At 72.7% G+C, this 15,473-nt stretch carries 15 protein-coding genes; 5 read left to right on the plus strand and 10 right to left on the minus strand.

The window, feature by feature from the left end; all coding sequences use genetic code 11:
- Positions 1 to 8: 8 nt before the first annotated feature.
- The 5 genes from ACIGFK_RS13620 to ACIGFK_RS13640 form a co-directional block, all read right to left on the minus strand.
- Positions 9 to 176 carry a hypothetical protein gene (locus tag ACIGFK_RS13620; protein WP_376656529.1) on the minus strand — a complete coding sequence of 56 codons (168 nt, stop codon included), beginning with the start codon at positions 174 to 176 and terminating at the stop codon, positions 9 to 11.
- Between the two features lie 188 nt (positions 177 to 364).
- On the minus strand, positions 365 to 967 hold the full coding sequence (locus tag ACIGFK_RS13625) for a hypothetical protein (RefSeq protein WP_376656528.1): 603 nt from the start codon (positions 965 to 967) through the stop codon (positions 365 to 367).
- Between the two features lie 100 nt (positions 968 to 1,067).
- Entirely contained in the window at positions 1,068 to 1,622 is a 555-nt protein-coding gene (locus ACIGFK_RS13630; RefSeq protein ID WP_376656527.1) for a GNAT family N-acetyltransferase, read from the minus strand.
- A 21-nt stretch (positions 1,623 to 1,643) separates the two neighbouring features.
- Positions 1,644 to 3,884 (minus strand): MMPL family transporter, encoded by a 2,241-nt coding sequence (locus ACIGFK_RS13635; RefSeq protein WP_400051706.1) that lies wholly within the window; start codon positions 3,882 to 3,884, stop codon positions 1,644 to 1,646.
- 231 nt (positions 3,885 to 4,115) lie between these two features.
- Entirely contained in the window at positions 4,116 to 4,568 is a 453-nt protein-coding gene (locus tag ACIGFK_RS13640) for a signal peptidase I (protein ID WP_376656525.1), read from the minus strand.
- 60 nt (positions 4,569 to 4,628) lie between these two features.
- Here ACIGFK_RS13640 and ACIGFK_RS13645 point away from each other — a divergent pair, with 60 nt between their 5' ends.
- Both ACIGFK_RS13645 and ACIGFK_RS13650 read left to right on the plus strand, forming a co-directional pair.
- Positions 4,629 to 5,447: a GNAT family N-acetyltransferase gene (locus ACIGFK_RS13645; protein ID WP_376656524.1), complete on the plus strand. Its 819-nt coding sequence runs from the start codon at positions 4,629 to 4,631 to the stop codon at positions 5,445 to 5,447.
- Between the two features lie 153 nt (positions 5,448 to 5,600).
- A complete protein-coding gene (locus ACIGFK_RS13650) occupies positions 5,601 to 6,101 on the plus strand; it encodes a DinB family protein (RefSeq protein ID WP_376656523.1) in 501 nt (166 codons plus the stop codon).
- On the opposite strand, the gene ACIGFK_RS13655 is transcribed toward ACIGFK_RS13650, so the two are convergent.
- A complete protein-coding gene (locus ACIGFK_RS13655) occupies positions 6,098 to 6,826 on the minus strand; it encodes a siderophore-interacting protein (RefSeq protein WP_400051709.1) in 729 nt (242 codons plus the stop codon). The two genes, ACIGFK_RS13650 and ACIGFK_RS13655, sit on opposite strands and share 4 nt — an antisense overlap.
- Before the next feature lie 74 nt (positions 6,827 to 6,900).
- Here ACIGFK_RS13655 and ACIGFK_RS13660 point away from each other — a divergent pair, with 74 nt between their 5' ends.
- The 3 genes from ACIGFK_RS13660 (at position 6,901) to ACIGFK_RS13670 (ending at position 11,563) form a co-directional block, all read left to right on the plus strand.
- On the plus strand, positions 6,901 to 8,985 hold the full coding sequence (locus ACIGFK_RS13660) for a penicillin acylase family protein (protein ID WP_400051711.1): 2,085 nt from the start codon (positions 6,901 to 6,903) through the stop codon (positions 8,983 to 8,985).
- Entirely contained in the window at positions 8,982 to 9,572 is a 591-nt protein-coding gene (locus ACIGFK_RS13665) for a GNAT family N-acetyltransferase (protein WP_376656520.1), read from the plus strand. The genes ACIGFK_RS13660 and ACIGFK_RS13665 overlap by 4 nt, the downstream gene beginning before the upstream one ends.
- 110 nt (positions 9,573 to 9,682) lie before the next feature.
- Complete coding sequence (locus ACIGFK_RS13670) at positions 9,683 to 11,563, plus strand: protein kinase (protein WP_400051713.1); 1,881 nt, start codon at positions 9,683 to 9,685, stop codon at positions 11,561 to 11,563.
- A 61-nt stretch (positions 11,564 to 11,624) separates the two neighbouring features.
- Here ACIGFK_RS13670 and gatB read toward each other — a convergent pair whose 3' ends face one another.
- Genes gatB through gatC form a run of 4 tightly spaced genes read right to left on the minus strand, consistent with a single transcriptional unit; the run spans position 11,625 to position 15,193 of the window.
- Positions 11,625 to 13,136, minus strand: coding sequence for an Asp-tRNA(Asn)/Glu-tRNA(Gln) amidotransferase subunit GatB (gene gatB, locus ACIGFK_RS13675; RefSeq protein ID WP_400051714.1), 1,512 nt, complete (start codon positions 13,134 to 13,136; stop codon positions 11,625 to 11,627).
- A 16-nt stretch (positions 13,137 to 13,152) separates the two neighbouring features.
- The gene (locus ACIGFK_RS13680) at positions 13,153 to 13,398 is read right to left on the minus strand and encodes a hypothetical protein (protein ID WP_376662366.1); all 246 of its coding nucleotides are present in this window, start codon (positions 13,396 to 13,398) and stop codon (positions 13,153 to 13,155) included.
- Positions 13,395 to 14,891, minus strand: coding sequence for an Asp-tRNA(Asn)/Glu-tRNA(Gln) amidotransferase subunit GatA (gene gatA / locus ACIGFK_RS13685; RefSeq protein WP_376662367.1), 1,497 nt, complete (start codon positions 14,889 to 14,891; stop codon positions 13,395 to 13,397). Before gatA ends, ACIGFK_RS13680 begins: the two co-directional genes overlap by 4 nt.
- A 5-nt stretch (positions 14,892 to 14,896) precedes the next feature.
- Positions 14,897 to 15,193, minus strand: a complete 297-nt coding sequence (gatC, locus tag ACIGFK_RS13690; protein ID WP_376662368.1) for an Asp-tRNA(Asn)/Glu-tRNA(Gln) amidotransferase subunit GatC — start codon at positions 15,191 to 15,193, stop codon at positions 14,897 to 14,899.
- Between the last annotated feature and the right edge of the window lie 280 nt (positions 15,194 to 15,473).

Below are 15,473 nucleotides of genomic sequence, written 5' to 3' on the forward strand. Positions count from 1 at the left end.
GTCGTGGGTCACGCGGCGCGGGCGAAGCGGCTCCGGTGTGCGCTCACCGCCCCTTCGGCTTCCCCGCTTCGGGAGGCGGCGCGCCGCGCCTTCCTGGCCTCCCGGATCAGGCGGTACTCGTCGGCCTCGCGGATGAGGTCGGCGCGGCGGGCGGTGGCGATCTCGTACTCGAACATCTCGTACTCCCTGGTTGCTTTTCCCGGTCACCTCGTTCGGTGTGATCCGAGTTTCGCGTCCCAGGGGGTACCGGCACATCGGTCGCATGCCGCATCCGGGAGGGGCAGGGGGCCTTAGTCCCGGACCTGAGCGCCCTCGGCCGGGCCGAGGGCGCCTAAGGCGGTGCTTAGCCGGCGGCGGGGGGTGCCTAGCCCGCCGCCGGCGCCGGGATGGTGAGGAGGAGGTCGAAGTACATGAGGACGAAGAGCAGGACGCCGATGGCACCCAGGGCGACGCCCGCCCAGGAGACGGACCGGACCCAGGCGGGGAGGGTGCGCTGGGGGGAGCCGAGGGCGGGCAGGGCCAGCACGAGGATCCCGATGATCAGCGCGAGAGCGGAGAAGATGCCGTTCACCAGGGCGGTGGTGTGCCACGGGTCGACGAACTGGGCGGCGATCTGCGCGTTGACGTCGGCGGCCTGGCTCAGCTTCAGCTGGCTGGTGACGCGGGCGCGTTCGGCGACTATGCCACCGATCCAGCTTCCGCTGAGGGCAACGGCACCGAGGCCCGCGGCCACGACCGCGGAGGCCGCGGATCCGACGTGGCCCGGCTCCTCGGCGTCTTCCTGCTCGTCGGCGAACTCGTCGTCGGCCAGGTCCGCGTCGGTGAGCTCGGCGGCGGCCGGCTCGATGTCGGCAGGTTCGACGGCGGCGGGCTCGACGGCGGCGGGCTCGACGGCGGGTTCGGCCTTGGTCAGGTCGGCCGGGGTGGTCTCCGCCTCGGGGGCGTCGGGGGTCTTGGTGGTCTCCATGCGGGGCACCGTAGGTGCCTTGTCTGAGAGTTTTCTGAGAATCCGCAGGTCGTGGCCGTTTCGGGCCCCGCGGTCCTCGGGGCCCGTCCGGAAACGGGCCTCAGGCGGACCGGGCCGCGGCCCACTCGTCGGCGAGGACCGACCAGACCTCGGTGCTCTGGCGGACGCCCCGGTGCAGGTGGTTCTCGCGCATCACGCCCTCGCGGGTGAGGCCGAGGCGCTCGGCGACGGCGATGCTCTTCTTGTTCCCGGTGGCGACGTGCCACTCCACGCGGTGCATGCCCCGCCCGTTGAAGGCCCAGTCGATGAGCACCCGGCAGGCGGCGGTGACCAGTCCGCGGCCGGCCGCGGCCGGCTCCAGCCAGCAGCCGACCTCGCAGTTGCCCGCGGCGGCGTCGAAGGCCGGGTAGAGCACTCCGCCGACGAGGGTGTCGTCGACCCAGATGCCGAAGAACCGGGTGCCGTCGTTCGCCGCCTTCTCGGCGTTCGAACGGAGCAGCTCGCGCGCCGAGTCCAGGTCCGTGGCCCGGTCGGGGAAGCCGACGTACTGGCCGATGAATGCGCGGCCGCGGTCGATGTGGGCGAGGAATTCCTCCGCGTGCCACACCTCGAGGGGCCTCAGCTGGGCGTCTTCGGCCAGGTCTATCGCGAACATGAGTGTGGTCCTTACGGCTGGTCAGCTGGACACGGGTACGGAGTCAGCCGGCTCCGCGCTGTCTTCGCTCGGCCGCTGTTCCGGAAGTTTCCCATGCGGGTGCTGCTCCGGGGGCTCGATGCTGATCTTGGGCAGCCGCCGGTCGAGCCAGGCGGGCAGCCACCAGTTCGCGCCGCCGAGCATGTGCATCAGCGCCGGGACGAGGAGGGTGCGCAGCACGAAGGCGTCGAGGGCCACGGCCGCGGCGAGCGCGATGCCGAACATGGCGATGATCCGGTCTCCGCTGAGCACGAAGGCCAGGAAGACGGAGATCATGATGACGGCCGCCGAGTTGATGACCCGGCTCGTCTCGGCGAGGCCGACGCGGACGGCCCGCCTGTTGTCGCCGGTCTCCAGCCACTCCTCGTACATCCGGCTGACGAGGAAGACCTGGTAGTCCATCGACAGTCCGAAGAGGACGGACACCATGATCACGGGCAGGAAGGGTTCGATGGGGCCCGCACTGCCCAGGCCCAGCAGCTCGCTGCCCCAGCCCCACTGGAAGATCGCGACCACGACCCCGAAGGAGGAGGCGACGGCCGCGATGTTCATGGCCGCCGCCTTGAGCGGGATGCCGATGGAGCGGAAGGCCAGCAGCAGGAGGACGCAGCCGAGGGCGACGACCACCGCGACGAAGAGCGGCAGCTTGCCGACGACGACCTCGGCGAAGTCGTCGTAGCCGGCCGTCACGCCGCCGACGTGGGCCTCCATGGAGTTGCCGCGCTCCGCGCGAGGGACCACGTCCTCGCGGATCCGGTCGACGAGCTCGCTCGTGGCCCGGGACTGGGGGGCGGAGTCCGGGACGACCGTGATGACCGCGGTGTCGCCGCTGCGGTTGAAGACGGCGGGGCCGGCGGAGGCGACGCCCTTCGTCCTGCCGAGCGCCTCCGCCAGGTGCTCCACGGCGATCCGGTCGCCGGCCCCGTCGAGGCGGGCGACGACGGCGAGCGGGCCGTTGCTGCCGGAGCCGAAACCGTCCGCCAGCAGGTCGTAGGCCTGCCGGGTGGTGGACCCGGCCGGGTTGTTGCCCTGGTCGGAGGTGCCGAGGTGCAGGGAGAGCGTGGGCAGGGCCAGTACGACCATCACGGCGGCGGCGAGGGTGCCGAGCAGCTTCGGGTGGCGCTCCACGAAGGCGGACCAGCGGACGGCGAAGCCCGTGGTCTGCTCGGGCAGCGGGCCCTCCTCGGCGAGCCGGCGGCGTTCGCGGCGCGACAGGGCGCGCATGCCGATCCAGGAGAGGAGCGCGGGCAGCAGCGTGACCGAGGCGGCGACCGTCAGGACCACCGTCACGGAGGCGGCTATCGCGACGCCGTTCAGGAAGTTCAGCCGCAGGACCAGCATGCCGAGCAGCGCGATGCAGACGGTGGCTCCTGCGAAGACGACGGCCCGGCCGGTGGTGGCCACGGCGCTCTCGGCCGCCTCCCCGACCGGGACCCCGCGGGCGAGCGCCTTGCGGTGCCTGGTGACGATGAAGAGCGCGTAGTCGATGCCGACGCCGAGCCCGATGAGGGTGCCGAGCATCGGCGCGAAGTCCGCGACCGCCATCGCGTGCCCGAGGAGGGTGATCCCGAAATAGGCGGTGCCCACGCTGACGAGGGCGGTCGCGATGGGCAGCAGGCTCGCGGCGAGCGAGCCGAAGGCGAGGAAGAGGACCAGGGCCGCGACGACCACGCCGATGACCTCGGCGAGGTGGGTGGCGGGGGCCTCGGTCAGGCCGATGGCGCGGCCGCCGAGTTCGACCTGGAGGCCGCCGGCCTCGGTGGCCGGGTTCTTCGCCGCGTCGACCACGGCCTTCGCCTGGGCCTTGGGTACGGAGTCGGCCTGCCGGTCGAAGGTCACCACGGCGTACGCGGTGCGCCCGTCGGGGCTGATCTGCGCGGCGCTCTCGGGGCCGGAGCCGTAGGGGCCGGCCACCGACCCGACCCCGGGGAGGCCGGCGATGGTGTCGAGTGCGCGGGTCATGCGCTGCTCGATGTCAGGGGTGCGGGCGTTCTGATGCTCCGGGGCCCGCCACACGACGGTGTCGGTGTCGCCGCCCTGGCCGTGGAAGCCCTCGCGCAGGAGTTCGTGCGCCTTGCCGGACTCGGTGCCGGGGACCTCGTAGTCGTTGGAGAACGCCGATCCCGCGGTCCCGGCGGCCACCGCGGTCGCACCGAGGGCGAGCAGCCAGATGAGGACGGCGAGGAGACGGTGGCGGATGCACCACCGTGCTATTGCTGCCAACGGACGTGCTCCCTGGTGGTTCGGATCTTTACCGGGGACGGCCCGTCGCAAAGAACGCTGGAACTCGTGAAGGCCCGGCTGCGTGTTCGGGGGGTGGCCCCGGGGCGCGCCGAGATGGTCTGCAGGGCAACGATCGCAGCGTTTCGTGATCGTTGGCCCGTTTCGTGTGCATCGTCACAGACGTGCGGGGGCGTCACCGGGGTGCGGGACCGTCAGCGGGGTGCGGGACCGTCAGCGGGGTGCGGGACCGTTCGGTTCGCCGTCGCTTCCGCCGTCGGGTTCGTCCGCGCTCCCGCCGTCGGGTTCGTCGTCGGGTTCGTCGACCCGGTAGCCGGGGATCGAGGGCCAGCGGACCGTCAGGACCACGGCGTCCTCCTCCGCGTACCAGGAGTGGTCGACCCCTCGGCCCCACAGCACGTAGTCACCCTGTTCGGCGAGGACGACGGTCCGGCCGGGGAACTCCAGCCGGAACCGCCCGCTGATCAGGACCAGCAGCGCGGTGCGCTTCTCCGCGGTCGCCCACCGCTCCCGCGCCTCGCCCTTCGGGTGAACACCCCATTTGATCTCCACGTCCTCGCTGTGACGGGGATCGCCGGGGTCCTTGAAGTGGCCGAGGAGCCAGCCCCGGTCCACGGCGGCGTCCGGTCCGGCCTTGCCGGTGTGGATGATCGAGTCGTGGTTCACGGGCCGAGGCTAATGCAGTTGTGCGGTCCGCTCCGACACTGATGATCTGGGGTGATGACCATGGATCACGATGAACTGATGAAGGTGCGGGCCCGCTTCGACGCGGAGATGCGCGAGGGTGCACAGCCGGACGCGGCGCAGGCGCGCGTGGAGCGGGTGGGCCCGGTGGACGCCGCCGGCGCGGTGGTGCGGCAGATCATGCCGGGGCTCGGCTGGAGCGGTGTGCTCTGGTCGGACCTCGACGAGGAGACCGCGGACGCCGCGATCGCGGCCCAGGTGGCGTTCGCCGCGGAGTGCGGGGCGTCGGAGTTCGAGTGGAAGCTGTACGACTACGACCGGCCGGCGGACCTCGGGGACCGGTTGCGGGCGGCCGGCTTCGTGCCGGAGCCTCCCGAGACGCTGATGATCGGGCCGGTCGCCGAGCTCTCGCGGCTGCCGCTGGACCCGCCGGACGGCATCACCCTTCGGGTGGTGACGGACGAGGCGGGGGTGGACCTGATGATGGAGGTCCACGCGCGGGCCTTCGGGACCGAGCGGCCGCGGATCCGCGAGCAGATGCTGGGCCTGCTGCGGGACGAGCCGGAGACCATCGCGGCGGTGCTGGCGATGGCGGGCGACACCCCGGTGAGCTCGGCCCGCATGGAGATGCGGCCAGGCACGTCGTTCGCGGGCCTGTGGGGTGGCGGCACGGTCCCCGAGTGGCGCGGCCGGGGCATCTACCGGCTGCTGGTGGCCCACCGCGCCCGTATCGCGGCCGATCTGGGCATCCCGTACCTCCAGGTGGACGCCTCTGACGACAGCCGCCCGATCCTGGAGCGGCTGGGCTTCTCCCGACTGGGCGTCACGGTGCCGTACGTTCTGGCCGACCCGGCCGCCTGAGCCGCCGCCCGGCGCTTCGGCCGCAGCCCCCTTCCCGGGGCTCCGCCCAGGACCCCGCGCAGCGGCCCGCACCCGACGGGCCGCCGGGGCCGGGCGCGCGGTGTGCGTACGGGAGGGTTCCCCGGGGCGGGGGGCGAGGGGCAAGATCGTCGCATGGAACGAATCGACCCGCCCTTGGCAGGCGGCGAGCGCGAGACGCTGCGGGCCTACCTCGACTACCACCGGGCCACCCTCGCCCGGAAGTGCGAAGGCCTCACCGACGAAGAGCTGCGGCGTGCCTCGATGCCGCCGTCCACCCTGTCCCTGCTGGGGCTCGTCCGGCACATGGCGGAGGTCGAGCGGCACTGGTTCCGGCGGGTGCTGAGCGGTGAGGAGCTGCCGCACGTGTGGTCGGACTCCCACGACTTCCAGGCCGCCTACGACGCCTCCGGCTCCACCCGCGCCGAGGCGTTCGCCGCCTGGGAGGCCGAGATGGCCCACGCGCGCCGCATCGAGGCGGACGCGGAGTCCCTCGACGTGACGGCGTACGTGCCGAGCTGGAAGGAGGAGGCCTCGCTGCGGCTGCTCATGCTCCACCTCATCCACGAGTACGCCCGCCACAACGGCCACGCCGACTTCCTCCGGGAGGCGATCGACGGCACGACGGGGGCTTAGGCCCGCCAGTATCCGAGGGCGTTGACCCGCTGCTTCGGCAGCGCGAGCTCCTTGCGCAGGTACGCCGTCAGGGTGCGGGTCGTCGCCGTGTCGCAGGCCAGCCAGACGTACACCGAGTCCGGGTCCCCGGCCAGCGCCGGGAGCTCGGCCTTGACCCGGTCGACCAGCGCGGCACCGTCCCGCGGCACGCGCCGGACCTCGTGCCGGACCGGGTCCACCCGCAGCGGCAGGTCGGCGTCCGAGGCGTGCTGCGTCTCGAACCAGATGGTCGCCGGGGTCCGCGGGTAGGCGTCCAGCAGGGAGTTGACCGCCGGGAGGGACGCCGGGTCGCCGATGACCAGCAGACACTGCGGGGCGGGCTGCGGGGCGGTGAAGCCGGTGCCCTGCATGGTGGCGTCGATGGTGTCGCCGGGGCGGGCCGTGCGCGCCCAGGCGCTGGCGACCCCGTCGTGCAGGGCGAACTCGAAGCTGAACGTGCCCGCGGCGGGGTCCGGATCGACCAGCGTGTAGGCCCGCTGGTGGGGCCGGCCGGCGCCCTCGAACCAGACCCGTACCCACATCGTCGGGTGCGGGGCCTCCCCGGCCGCGGCCAGCAGCCCGCCGTCCGTGAAGGAGACGCGGCGGTAGTCCGCCGTGACGTCCTCCGCCCCCGTCACCGTGAACGTGAAGTCCTTGCCCTTCATGAGCTTGAGGACCACGCCCTCCCAGCCCTTGCCGCCGGCCATGTCCGAACCCCTCCCCCGACACCTCTATAGTTAGGTCAGCCTAACCTAATTCACGATCGGCTTCGGGGGAGAGTGTGAGCAGCGACAGCGGTGCGTACGAGGTCTTCCGCGACCCCTGGGGCATCCCCCACCTCCGCGCGGACGGCCACCTCCGGCTCGCCTACGCCCAGGGCCGCACCACCGCCTTCGACCGCGCCTGGCAGCTGCAGGTCGAGCGCCACCGCGCCCAGGGCTCCAGCGCCGCCTTCCTCGGCGCCGGGTCCGTTGCCTGGGACCGCTTCGCGCGCCAGTGCCGCCTCGCCGACACCGCCCGGCGGTGCCACGAGGCGCTGGACGCGGAGACCGCCGCCTGGGTGCGCGCCTACGTGGACGGGGTCAACGACGGGCTCGCCGCCGGCGCGGGCCGCGACGGGCGCTTCGCCCGCACCGGCCTGGCCCCGGATCCGTGGGAGCCGTGGGTTCCGCTGGGCATCTGGATCGCCACGCACATCCTGTTCGCCGGCTTCGCCACCAAGCTGTGGCGCGAGCGCGCGGCCCGCGCCCTCGGCGACGAGGCGGCCACCCTGTTCGCCACCGACGGTCCCGGCACCGCCGGCAGCAACGGCTGGCTGGTGCCGGGCGACCGGACCGCGACCGGTTCGGCGATCATCGCGGGCGACCCGCACCGGTTCATCGAGGACCCGGGCGTCTATCAGCAGATACGTCTCTCCTGCCCGGACTACGACGTCCTCGGCCTCGCCGTCCCCGGCGTCCCCGGCCTCGGCCACTTCGGGCACGCCGGCTCCGTCGCCTGGGCCATCACCAACGCGATGGCCGACTACCAGGACCTGTACGCCGAGGAGCTGCGCGGGTCGGGCTCCGCCGTGGAGGCACTGGGCCCGGACGGCGAGTGGGAGCCGGTGCACCGCCACACGGAGACCGTCCGCGTGGCCGGCGGCGGCGACATCGAGGTGGAGGTCCTGGAGACGGCCCGGGGCCCGGTGATCGTCCGGGGGCATGCGGCCGCCGCACCCGGAGCCGGGTCCGACGAGCAGGCGCTCTCACTCCGCTACCCGCCGCGGGTCCGCGAGGACCTCGGGTTCGCCGCCCTCCCCGCCCTGCTGCGGGCGCGGACCGTCGCCGACGTCGACCGGGCCCTCGACGGCTGGGCCGAACCCGTCAACGTCGTCCACGCCGCCGACTCCGAAGGCGGCCTGCTGCACCGGGTCGCGGGCGCCGTCCCGCTACGCGACCCCGCGAACCGGCTGCGCCCCGTCCCCGCGGGCGACCCGCGGCATGCCTGGCAGGGCTGGGCGGAGACCCCCGGCGAGCCGGTGCAGGGCTTCGCCGTGATGGCGAACGCGCGCGGGATCGCCTCCCCGCTCGGCGTGGAGTTCGCTCCCCCGCACCGCGCCAACCGCATCCGCGAGCTGCTCAGCGGCCGGACCCGGTGGTCCCCGAAGGCGATGGCCGACGTACACCGGGACACCTATCTGGGCTCGGCCGCACCGCTGCTCGGCCTGCTGCCCGGCTTCGCGGACCTGACCCCGGCGGCGCGGGCCCTGCGCAGCCGGCTGCTGGCCTGGGACCGGCACATGGACGCCGGCAGCGCCGACGCCACCCTCTTCGCGGCCTTCCGGACCGCGACCGTCCGCCGGCTCGCCGCCGATCCCGTCTTCGCCGGCCTGTGGGGCGCACCCGCCGGACCGGAGGTCTTCCACCCCTGGCTGTACCTGGTCCCCCGGATCGGTTACGCCCTGGAGGGTCTGCTGGCCAGCCCCTTGCTGCCCGGACTGGACCGCGCCGCGCACGTCCGCGCCGCGCTGGAGGAGACGGCGGCGGCCGCCGCCCCCGACACCCCGTGGTCCGAGGTGCACCGCCTGGCCCCCTGGTCGGCGCTGCCGGATCCGCAGGCCGGGTGGCCCGGTCTCGGCGGCGACCACGACTGCGTGAACGCGACCTCCTCGGTCCCCGGCCTCACCGACCTCACCGCCCGCGCCTCGGCGGCCCGTTACGTCTGGGACCTCGCCCGCCGCGAGGACAGCCTCTGGGCGGTCCCGCTGGGCGCGGACGGTGTCACCGGCTCGCCCCACCACCGCGACCAGCTGCCGCTGTGGGCGCGGTGCGAACTCGTCCCCGTCGTCACCGACTGGACCCTTCTCACCAAGGATTCGACATGAGCACCGCCTCCACCCGCCGCCCCGTGTACAGCCGCCCCGTCGAGGGCTTCGGCACGGTCACCATCACCCCCGTCGACCCGGCCGCCGACTCCGCCCTGATCCACGGCTGGGTCACCGAGGACCGGGCCCGCTTCTGGGGCATGCGCGAGGCCAGTCGCGAACTCGTGCAGGAGATCTACGAGGACGTCGACCGGCGTACGACGCACCACGCGTTCCTCGCCCGCCGCGACGGGGTGCCGGTCGCGCTGTTCCAGACGTACGACTGCGCCGAGGACCGGGTGGGAGAGTGCTATGAGGTGCAGCCCGGGGACGTCGGCGTGCACCTGCTGCTCGGCCCGGCGAACGGTGCGGCCGAGCACGGATTCACGGCGGCCCTGATGACGGCCTTCATCGGGTTCGTGTTCTCGGACCCCTCCTGCCGCCGTGCGGTCGCCGAGCCGGACGCCCGCAACGAGAAGGCCGTCTCCCTCCTGGAGCGCACCGGATTCGTGCTCGGACCCGAGATCGAGCTGCCCGAGATCGACCTGCCCGAGGTGTACCTGCCGGCGAAGCGGGCCCGCCTCGCCTTCATGGACGCACCGGCCTGAGTGGCGGTCGTATCGTCACGTCACCCTAACGGGATGCCGATTCCCATTGACCGTGCGTGCCCGCCGCCGGGAAGCTGATCCCCACTCAAACCATCGGCGCTGGGGGGAAATTGACCAGCCAGAACCTGCACATCGGGCCGGACGCGGCCGCCGACCGGTACCGGCTGCTCCGGTCGATCGGGCGCGGCGGGGAGGCCGTGCTCTATCTCGCGGAGATAGAGCTGGCCGGGGGATCCGAGCCCGTGGTCGTCAAGGTGCTCGATTCCAAGACGACCATCACCCCGGACGTCTTCGACCGGATCAGCCAGAAGTGGAACGAGCAGGCGGAGCTGCTGCGGTTCGTTCACCGGCCCGGCGTGGTGGGCGTACGGGAGCACTTCGAGGGCCCGCCGATCCACCGGCCCGGGGAGTCCGGGACGCTGACCGGGCGCGCGCTCGTCCTCGTCATGAACCACGTCGACGGACTCGACCTGCGGGACTGGCGGGCCGAGCGCACCCTCGCGACGGCCGCCGAGCGCCGCGAGGTGATGCGGACCCTGGAGCAGCTGGCCGACGTACTGGACTGGCTGCACTCGGGGAAGGCGACGCCGTCCGGGCGTCAGGTGATCCACGGTGACCTCTCCCCCGGCAACGTGATGGTCGACGCCCACGGGCAGGCCACGCTGGTGGACTTCGGACTCAGCAAGCTGACCGCCGACCACCAGACGGCCGAGGTGTGGTTCACCCCCGGCTACGCGGCGCCCGAGGTCTTCGACGGCAAGCGGACCCCGGGCACGGACCGGTACGCCTTCGGGGCCATCGCGTACTTCCTGCTCAGCGGGGAGTCCCCGCCCCCGACCCCCGAGTTGCTGGCGCGGGCCCTCGTCCAGCTGCCGCAGTTCGCCGTGCTGGACGCGGAGCAGCGGGCGCGGATCGCTTCGATCTACGCCGCCGATCCCGGGCAGCGGCCGGTGAACCTGGCGGGCTGGATGAAGGACATCCGGCACGCGGTGGTGTCCACGACCACATCCACCTCGCAGCGGGCCGTGCAGGACGCGGTCCCGGCGAAGCCGGTGCTGCCGCCCGCTCCGGCGACACCGCCGCAGCCGGCGACGCCTCCCCCGGCCTACACGCCGGCCCAGGCCGCGCCCGCCCAGGCCCCGCCGGCCCAGGCCCCGCCCGCCCAGGCCGCGCCGCCCGAGGTCCCGGCGACGGCCCCGGTGACGGTCCCCGAACCGGTCCGGCCGACCGTCCCGGAGGGGTACGGCCCGCCGCTCGCCCAGGGCCCGACCCACCCGGTGCCCGCGGCGACGCCGGTGCCCGCGCCCGCGCCGCCCGCGCCGCCCGCGAAGAAGCGGCGGACCGGGCTGATCGTGGGCTCGGTGGCGGCCGTGCTGGTCATCGCGGCGGCCGCGGTGGTCGGCGTACAGCTGCTGAACGGCAAGGACAAGGACAAGGGCACCCAGGCCGCGGGCGACACGGCGGGGGCGACCGCACCGGCCACGCCCGGGGCCCCGAGCCCGTCCGCGTCTCCGGCGCCCAGCGCCTCGGCGTCCTCGGGTGAGCCCCTGGAACAGCCCAGCGCCACCGCGTCGAAGCTCCCCAACGGCATCGCGCCGGGTGTCAACGCCGCCGATCTGACCGTCATGAACCCGGTGAACGGGCTGGGTGACTTCACGGTCGGGGCAGCGAAGATCAACACCAAGCAGTACGGTGCCGCGTTCATCGCCGACCTGGGCTGCAACGGCGACGCGATCGCGGAGTTCGACCTCAACCGCGAGTGGAAGTACCTGGACTTCACGGCCGGGATCGACGACGGCTCCACCCACGAGAAGGGCCGGGTCAGCATCTCGCTCGACGGCCAGCCGGCCGCCTTCTCCGAACTCGTCGAGCTCGGCAAGCCGATCACGAAGAGGGTGGAGGTCAACGGCGCCCTGCGCCTGCGCCTCAAGGTGGACGCCGGCTGCGACATGGGCAAGGTGGTCATCGCGGGCCCGCAGCTGACCCGCTGAGACGCGAGCGGCCCCGCACCGGGAATCCGGTGCGGGGCCGCTGTCCGTGCGTGCGGAGCGACTACTCCGAGACGCCCAGGCGCTCCAGGATGAGCTCCTTGACGCGGGCCGCGTCGGCCTGGCCGCGGGTGGTCTTCATGACCGCGCCGACCAGGGCGCCGACGGCGGCGACCTTGCCGCCGCGGATCTTGTCCGCGATGGCCGCGTTGCCCGCGATGGCCTCGTCCACGGCCGCGCCGAGCGCGCCCTCGTCCGAGACGACCTTCAGGCCGCGCTTCTCGACGACCTCGTCGGGGGTGCCCTCGCCGGCGAGGACGCCCTCGATGACCTGGCGGGCCAGCTTGTCGTTGAGCGAGCCGTCGGCGACGAGGGCCGCCACCCGGGCCACCTGGGCCGGGGTGATCGGCAGCTCGTCGACCGAGACGCCCTGCTCGTTGGCGTTGCGGGCCAGCTCGCCCATCCACCACTTGCGGGCGGCGACCGAGTCGGCGCCCTCCTCGATGGTGGCGACGATGGAGTCCACCGCGCCCGCGTTGAGGATCGACTGCATGTCGTGCTCGTTCACGCCCCACTCCTCGCGGAGCCGGTTGCGGCGCACGCGCGGCATCTCGGGCAGACCGGCACGCAGCTCCTCGACCCACTCACGGGCGGGGGCCACCGGGACCAGGTCGGGCTCCGGGAAGTAGCGGTAGTCCTCGGCGTTGTCCTTGATGCGGCCGGCCGTGGTGGAGCCGTCGTCCTCGTGGAAGTGCCGGGTCTCCTGCACGATCGAGCCGCCGGACTGCAGGACGGCCGCGTGGCGCTGGATCTCGAAGCGCGCCGCGCGCTCGACGGAGCGCAGCGAGTTGACGTTCTTCGTCTCCGAGCGGGTGCCGAATTCCTTGGTGCCGTTCGGGCGCAGCGACAGGTTCACGTCGCAGCGCATCTGGCCCTTGTCCATGCGGGCCTCGGAGACGCCGAGCGCCTTGATGACCTCGCGCAGCTCGGCGACGTACGCCTTGGCGACCTCGGGGGCACGCTCGCCCGCGCCCTCGATCGGCTTGGTGACGATCTCGATGAGCGGGATGCCGGCGCGGTTGTAGTCCAGCAGGGAGTGGGACGCGCCGTGGATGCGGCCGGTGGCGCCGCCGACGTGCAGCGACTTGCCGGTGTCCTCCTCCATGTGGGCGCGCTCGATCTCCACGCGGAAGATCTCGCCGTCCTCCAGCTGGACGTCCAGGTAGCCGTTGTAGGCGATGGGCTCGTCGTACTGGGAGGTCTGGAAGTTCTTCGGCATGTCCGGATAGAAGTAGTTCTTCCGGGCGAAGCGGCACCACTCGGCGATCTCGCAGTTCAGCGCGAGACCGATCTTGATGGCGGACTCGATGCCGATCGCGTTGACGACCGGGAGCGCGCCGGGCAGGCCCAGGCAGACCGGGCAGGTCTGCGAGTTGGGCTCGGCGCCCAGCTCGGTCGAGCAGCCGCAGAACATCTTGGTCCTGGTGCCGAGCTCGACATGGACCTCGAGGCCCATGACGGGGTCGTACATCGCGAGCGCCGCGTCGTACGACAGCAGTTCGGTGAAGGTGGTCACGGTGAAACTTTCCCTCTCAGCCCAGCAGGACGTCGTCGTCGCCCAGGCGCTTCAGCTCGCGGTACAGGATCGCGAGGCCGGTGACGATGGCGGCGGCGGACACCACGGCGTCGACCAGCTTCAGCGTGTCGTGCTCGACGCGGGCCTTCTTGACCTGCTTGATCACGCTGATGGCGCCGAAGGCGGTGGTGCCCATCGACAGGTAGGTGCCGGACTTGGACTTCTTGAAGCCCTTGGCCTTGGACAGTGCACTGGAACTCACAGCGACGGAGCCTCCTCGAGCAGCGGGTGGCCCCAGCGCTCGACGAAGGCGGCCTCGACGGCCGCGCCCACCTTGTAGAGGCGGTCGTCCTTCATCGCCGGGGCAATGATCTGCAGACCGACCGGGAGACCGTCCTCCGGGGCCAGGCCGCAGGGGAGCGACATGGCGGAGTTGCCGGCCAGGTTGGTCGGGATGGTGCACAGGTCCGCGAGGTACATGGCGAGCGGGTCGTCGGAGCGCTCGCCGATGGGGAAGGCGGTGGTCGGCGTCGTCGGGGAGACGATCACGTCGACCTTCTCGAAGGACTTCTCGAAGTCCTGCGAGATGAGGGTGCGGACCTTCTGGGCGGAGCCGTAGTACGCGTCGTAGTAGCCGGAGCTGAGCGCGTACGTGCCGAGGATGATGCGGCGCTTGACCTCGTCGCCGAAGCCGGCTTCGCGGGTCAGGGCGGTGACGTCCTCGGCGGACTTCGTGCCGTCGTCGCCGACGCGCAGGCCGTAGCGCATGGCGTCGAAGCGGGCCAGGTTCGAGGAGCACTCGGACGGCGCGATCAGGTAGTACGCGGCCATCGCGAGGTCGAAGGACGGGCAGTCCAGCTCGACGATCTCGGCGCCGAGCTCCTTGAGGAGCTCCACCGACTCGTTGAAGCGCTGGACGACACCGGCCTGGTAGCCCTCGCCGGCGAACTGCTTGACCACGCCGACGCGCATGCCGGCGACGGAGCCGTTGCGCGCCGCCTCGACGACCGGCGGGACCGGGGCGTCGATGGACGTGGAGTCCATCGGGTCGTGGCCGGCGATGACCTCGTGCAGGAGGGCCGCGTCCAGGACCGTACGGGCGCACGGGCCGCCCTGGTCGAGGGAGGACGAGAAGGCCACCATGCCGTAGCGGGAGACGCCGCCGTAGGTGGGCTTGACGCCGACGGTGCCGGTGACGGCGGCGGGCTGGCGGATGGAGCCGCCGGTGTCCGTGCCGATGGCGAGCGGGGCCTGGAAGGCGGCCAGCGCGGCCGCGGAGCCGCCGCCGGAGCCGCCGGGGATCCGGGTGAGGTCCCACGGGTTGCCGGTGGGGCCGTACGCGCTGTTCTCGGTGGAGGACCCCATGGCGAACTCGTCCATGTTGGTCTTGCCGAGGATGACGACGTCGGCTTCCTTCAGCTTGCGCGTCAGGGTGGCGTCGTAGGGCGGGATCCAGCCTTCGAGGATCTTCGAGCCGACGGTGGTCGGGACCCCGACGGTGGTGAAGATGTCCTTGAGGGCGAGCGGGACGCCGGCCAGCGGGCCGAGCTTCTCGCCGCGCTCGCGCTTGGCGTCGACGGCCGCGGCCTGGGCGAGGGCGCCTTCGCGGTCGACGTGCAGGAAGGCGTTGACCTTCTCGTCGGTCGCGTCGATGCGGGCCAGGTGGGCCTCGGTGACCTCGACGGCCGTGAGCTCGCCGGAGGCGATCTTCTCGGCGGTCCGGGCTGCCGTGAGCTTGATGATGTGGTCGGTCATGGCTGTTAGTCCTCCCCCAGGATCTGCGGCACCTTGAAACGCTGCTGCTCCTGGGCGGGAGCACCGGAGAGCGCCTGCTCGGGGGTGAGCGAAGGACGGACCTCGTCCGCGCGCATGACGTTCGTCAGGGGCAGCGGGTGGGAGGTCGGCGGTACGTCTCGGTCGGCGACCTCGGAAACGCGGGCGACCGCGCCGATGATGTCGTCGAGCTGTCCGGCGAAGTGGTCCAGCTCTTCGGCCTTGAGCTCCAGACGTGCCAGCCGAGCGAGGTGGGCGACCTCCTCGCGCGTGATGCCAGGCATGCAGCGATCCTCTGGGGGTGGTGAGTGTGTAGGTTTCGGGCCCAATCCTATGGGGCCCGGCCCCTGACCCGCTAAACGGTTAGCCACGAGTGCCGGGTGCGGTGCCGCTGCGCGGGGCCTTCCGGGCTCCGCCCGGACCCGCGCCTCAATCGCGGGCGGGGCTGGGATCGCCCTGTGGGCCATCCCAGCCCGCGCCGGGCGAGCTGCCCGCAGCAAACTCCAGCCCCGCCGGCGTTTGAGGCGCGGGGGCTCGGGGGCGGAGCCCCCGCAGCGGCGCCGT

It is taken from the genome of Streptomyces sp. NPDC085524 (assembly GCF_044541755.1).
GTDB lineage: Bacteria > Actinomycetota > Actinomycetes > Streptomycetales > Streptomycetaceae > Streptomyces.

What these genes read in the sequence shown, in the direction of transcription:
- ACIGFK_RS13620 (WP_376656529.1), bottom strand. Translation starts at nt 176, where the DNA reads ATGTTCGAGTACGAGATCGCCACCGCCCGCCGCGCCGACCTCATCCGC.
- ACIGFK_RS13625 (WP_376656528.1), bottom strand. Translation starts at nt 967, where the DNA reads ATGGAGACCACCAAGACCCCCGACGCCCCCGAGGCGGAGACCACCCCG.
- ACIGFK_RS13630 (WP_376656527.1), bottom strand. Translation starts at nt 1,622, where the DNA reads ATGTTCGCGATAGACCTGGCCGAAGACGCCCAGCTGAGGCCCCTCGAG.
- ACIGFK_RS13645 (WP_376656524.1), top strand. Translation starts at nt 4,629, where the DNA reads ATGGATCACGATGAACTGATGAAGGTGCGGGCCCGCTTCGACGCGGAG.
- ACIGFK_RS13650 (WP_376656523.1), top strand. Translation starts at nt 5,601, where the DNA reads ATGGAACGAATCGACCCGCCCTTGGCAGGCGGCGAGCGCGAGACGCTG.
- ACIGFK_RS13655 (WP_400051709.1), bottom strand. Translation starts at nt 6,826, where the DNA reads ATGGCCGGCGGCAAGGGCTGGGAGGGCGTGGTCCTCAAGCTCATGAAG.
- ACIGFK_RS13665 (WP_376656520.1), top strand. Translation starts at nt 8,982, where the DNA reads ATGAGCACCGCCTCCACCCGCCGCCCCGTGTACAGCCGCCCCGTCGAG.
- gatA (WP_376662367.1), bottom strand. Translation starts at nt 14,891, where the DNA reads ATGACCGACCACATCATCAAGCTCACGGCAGCCCGGACCGCCGAGAAG.
- gatC (WP_376662368.1), bottom strand. Translation starts at nt 15,193, where the DNA reads ATGCCTGGCATCACGCGCGAGGAGGTCGCCCACCTCGCTCGGCTGGCA.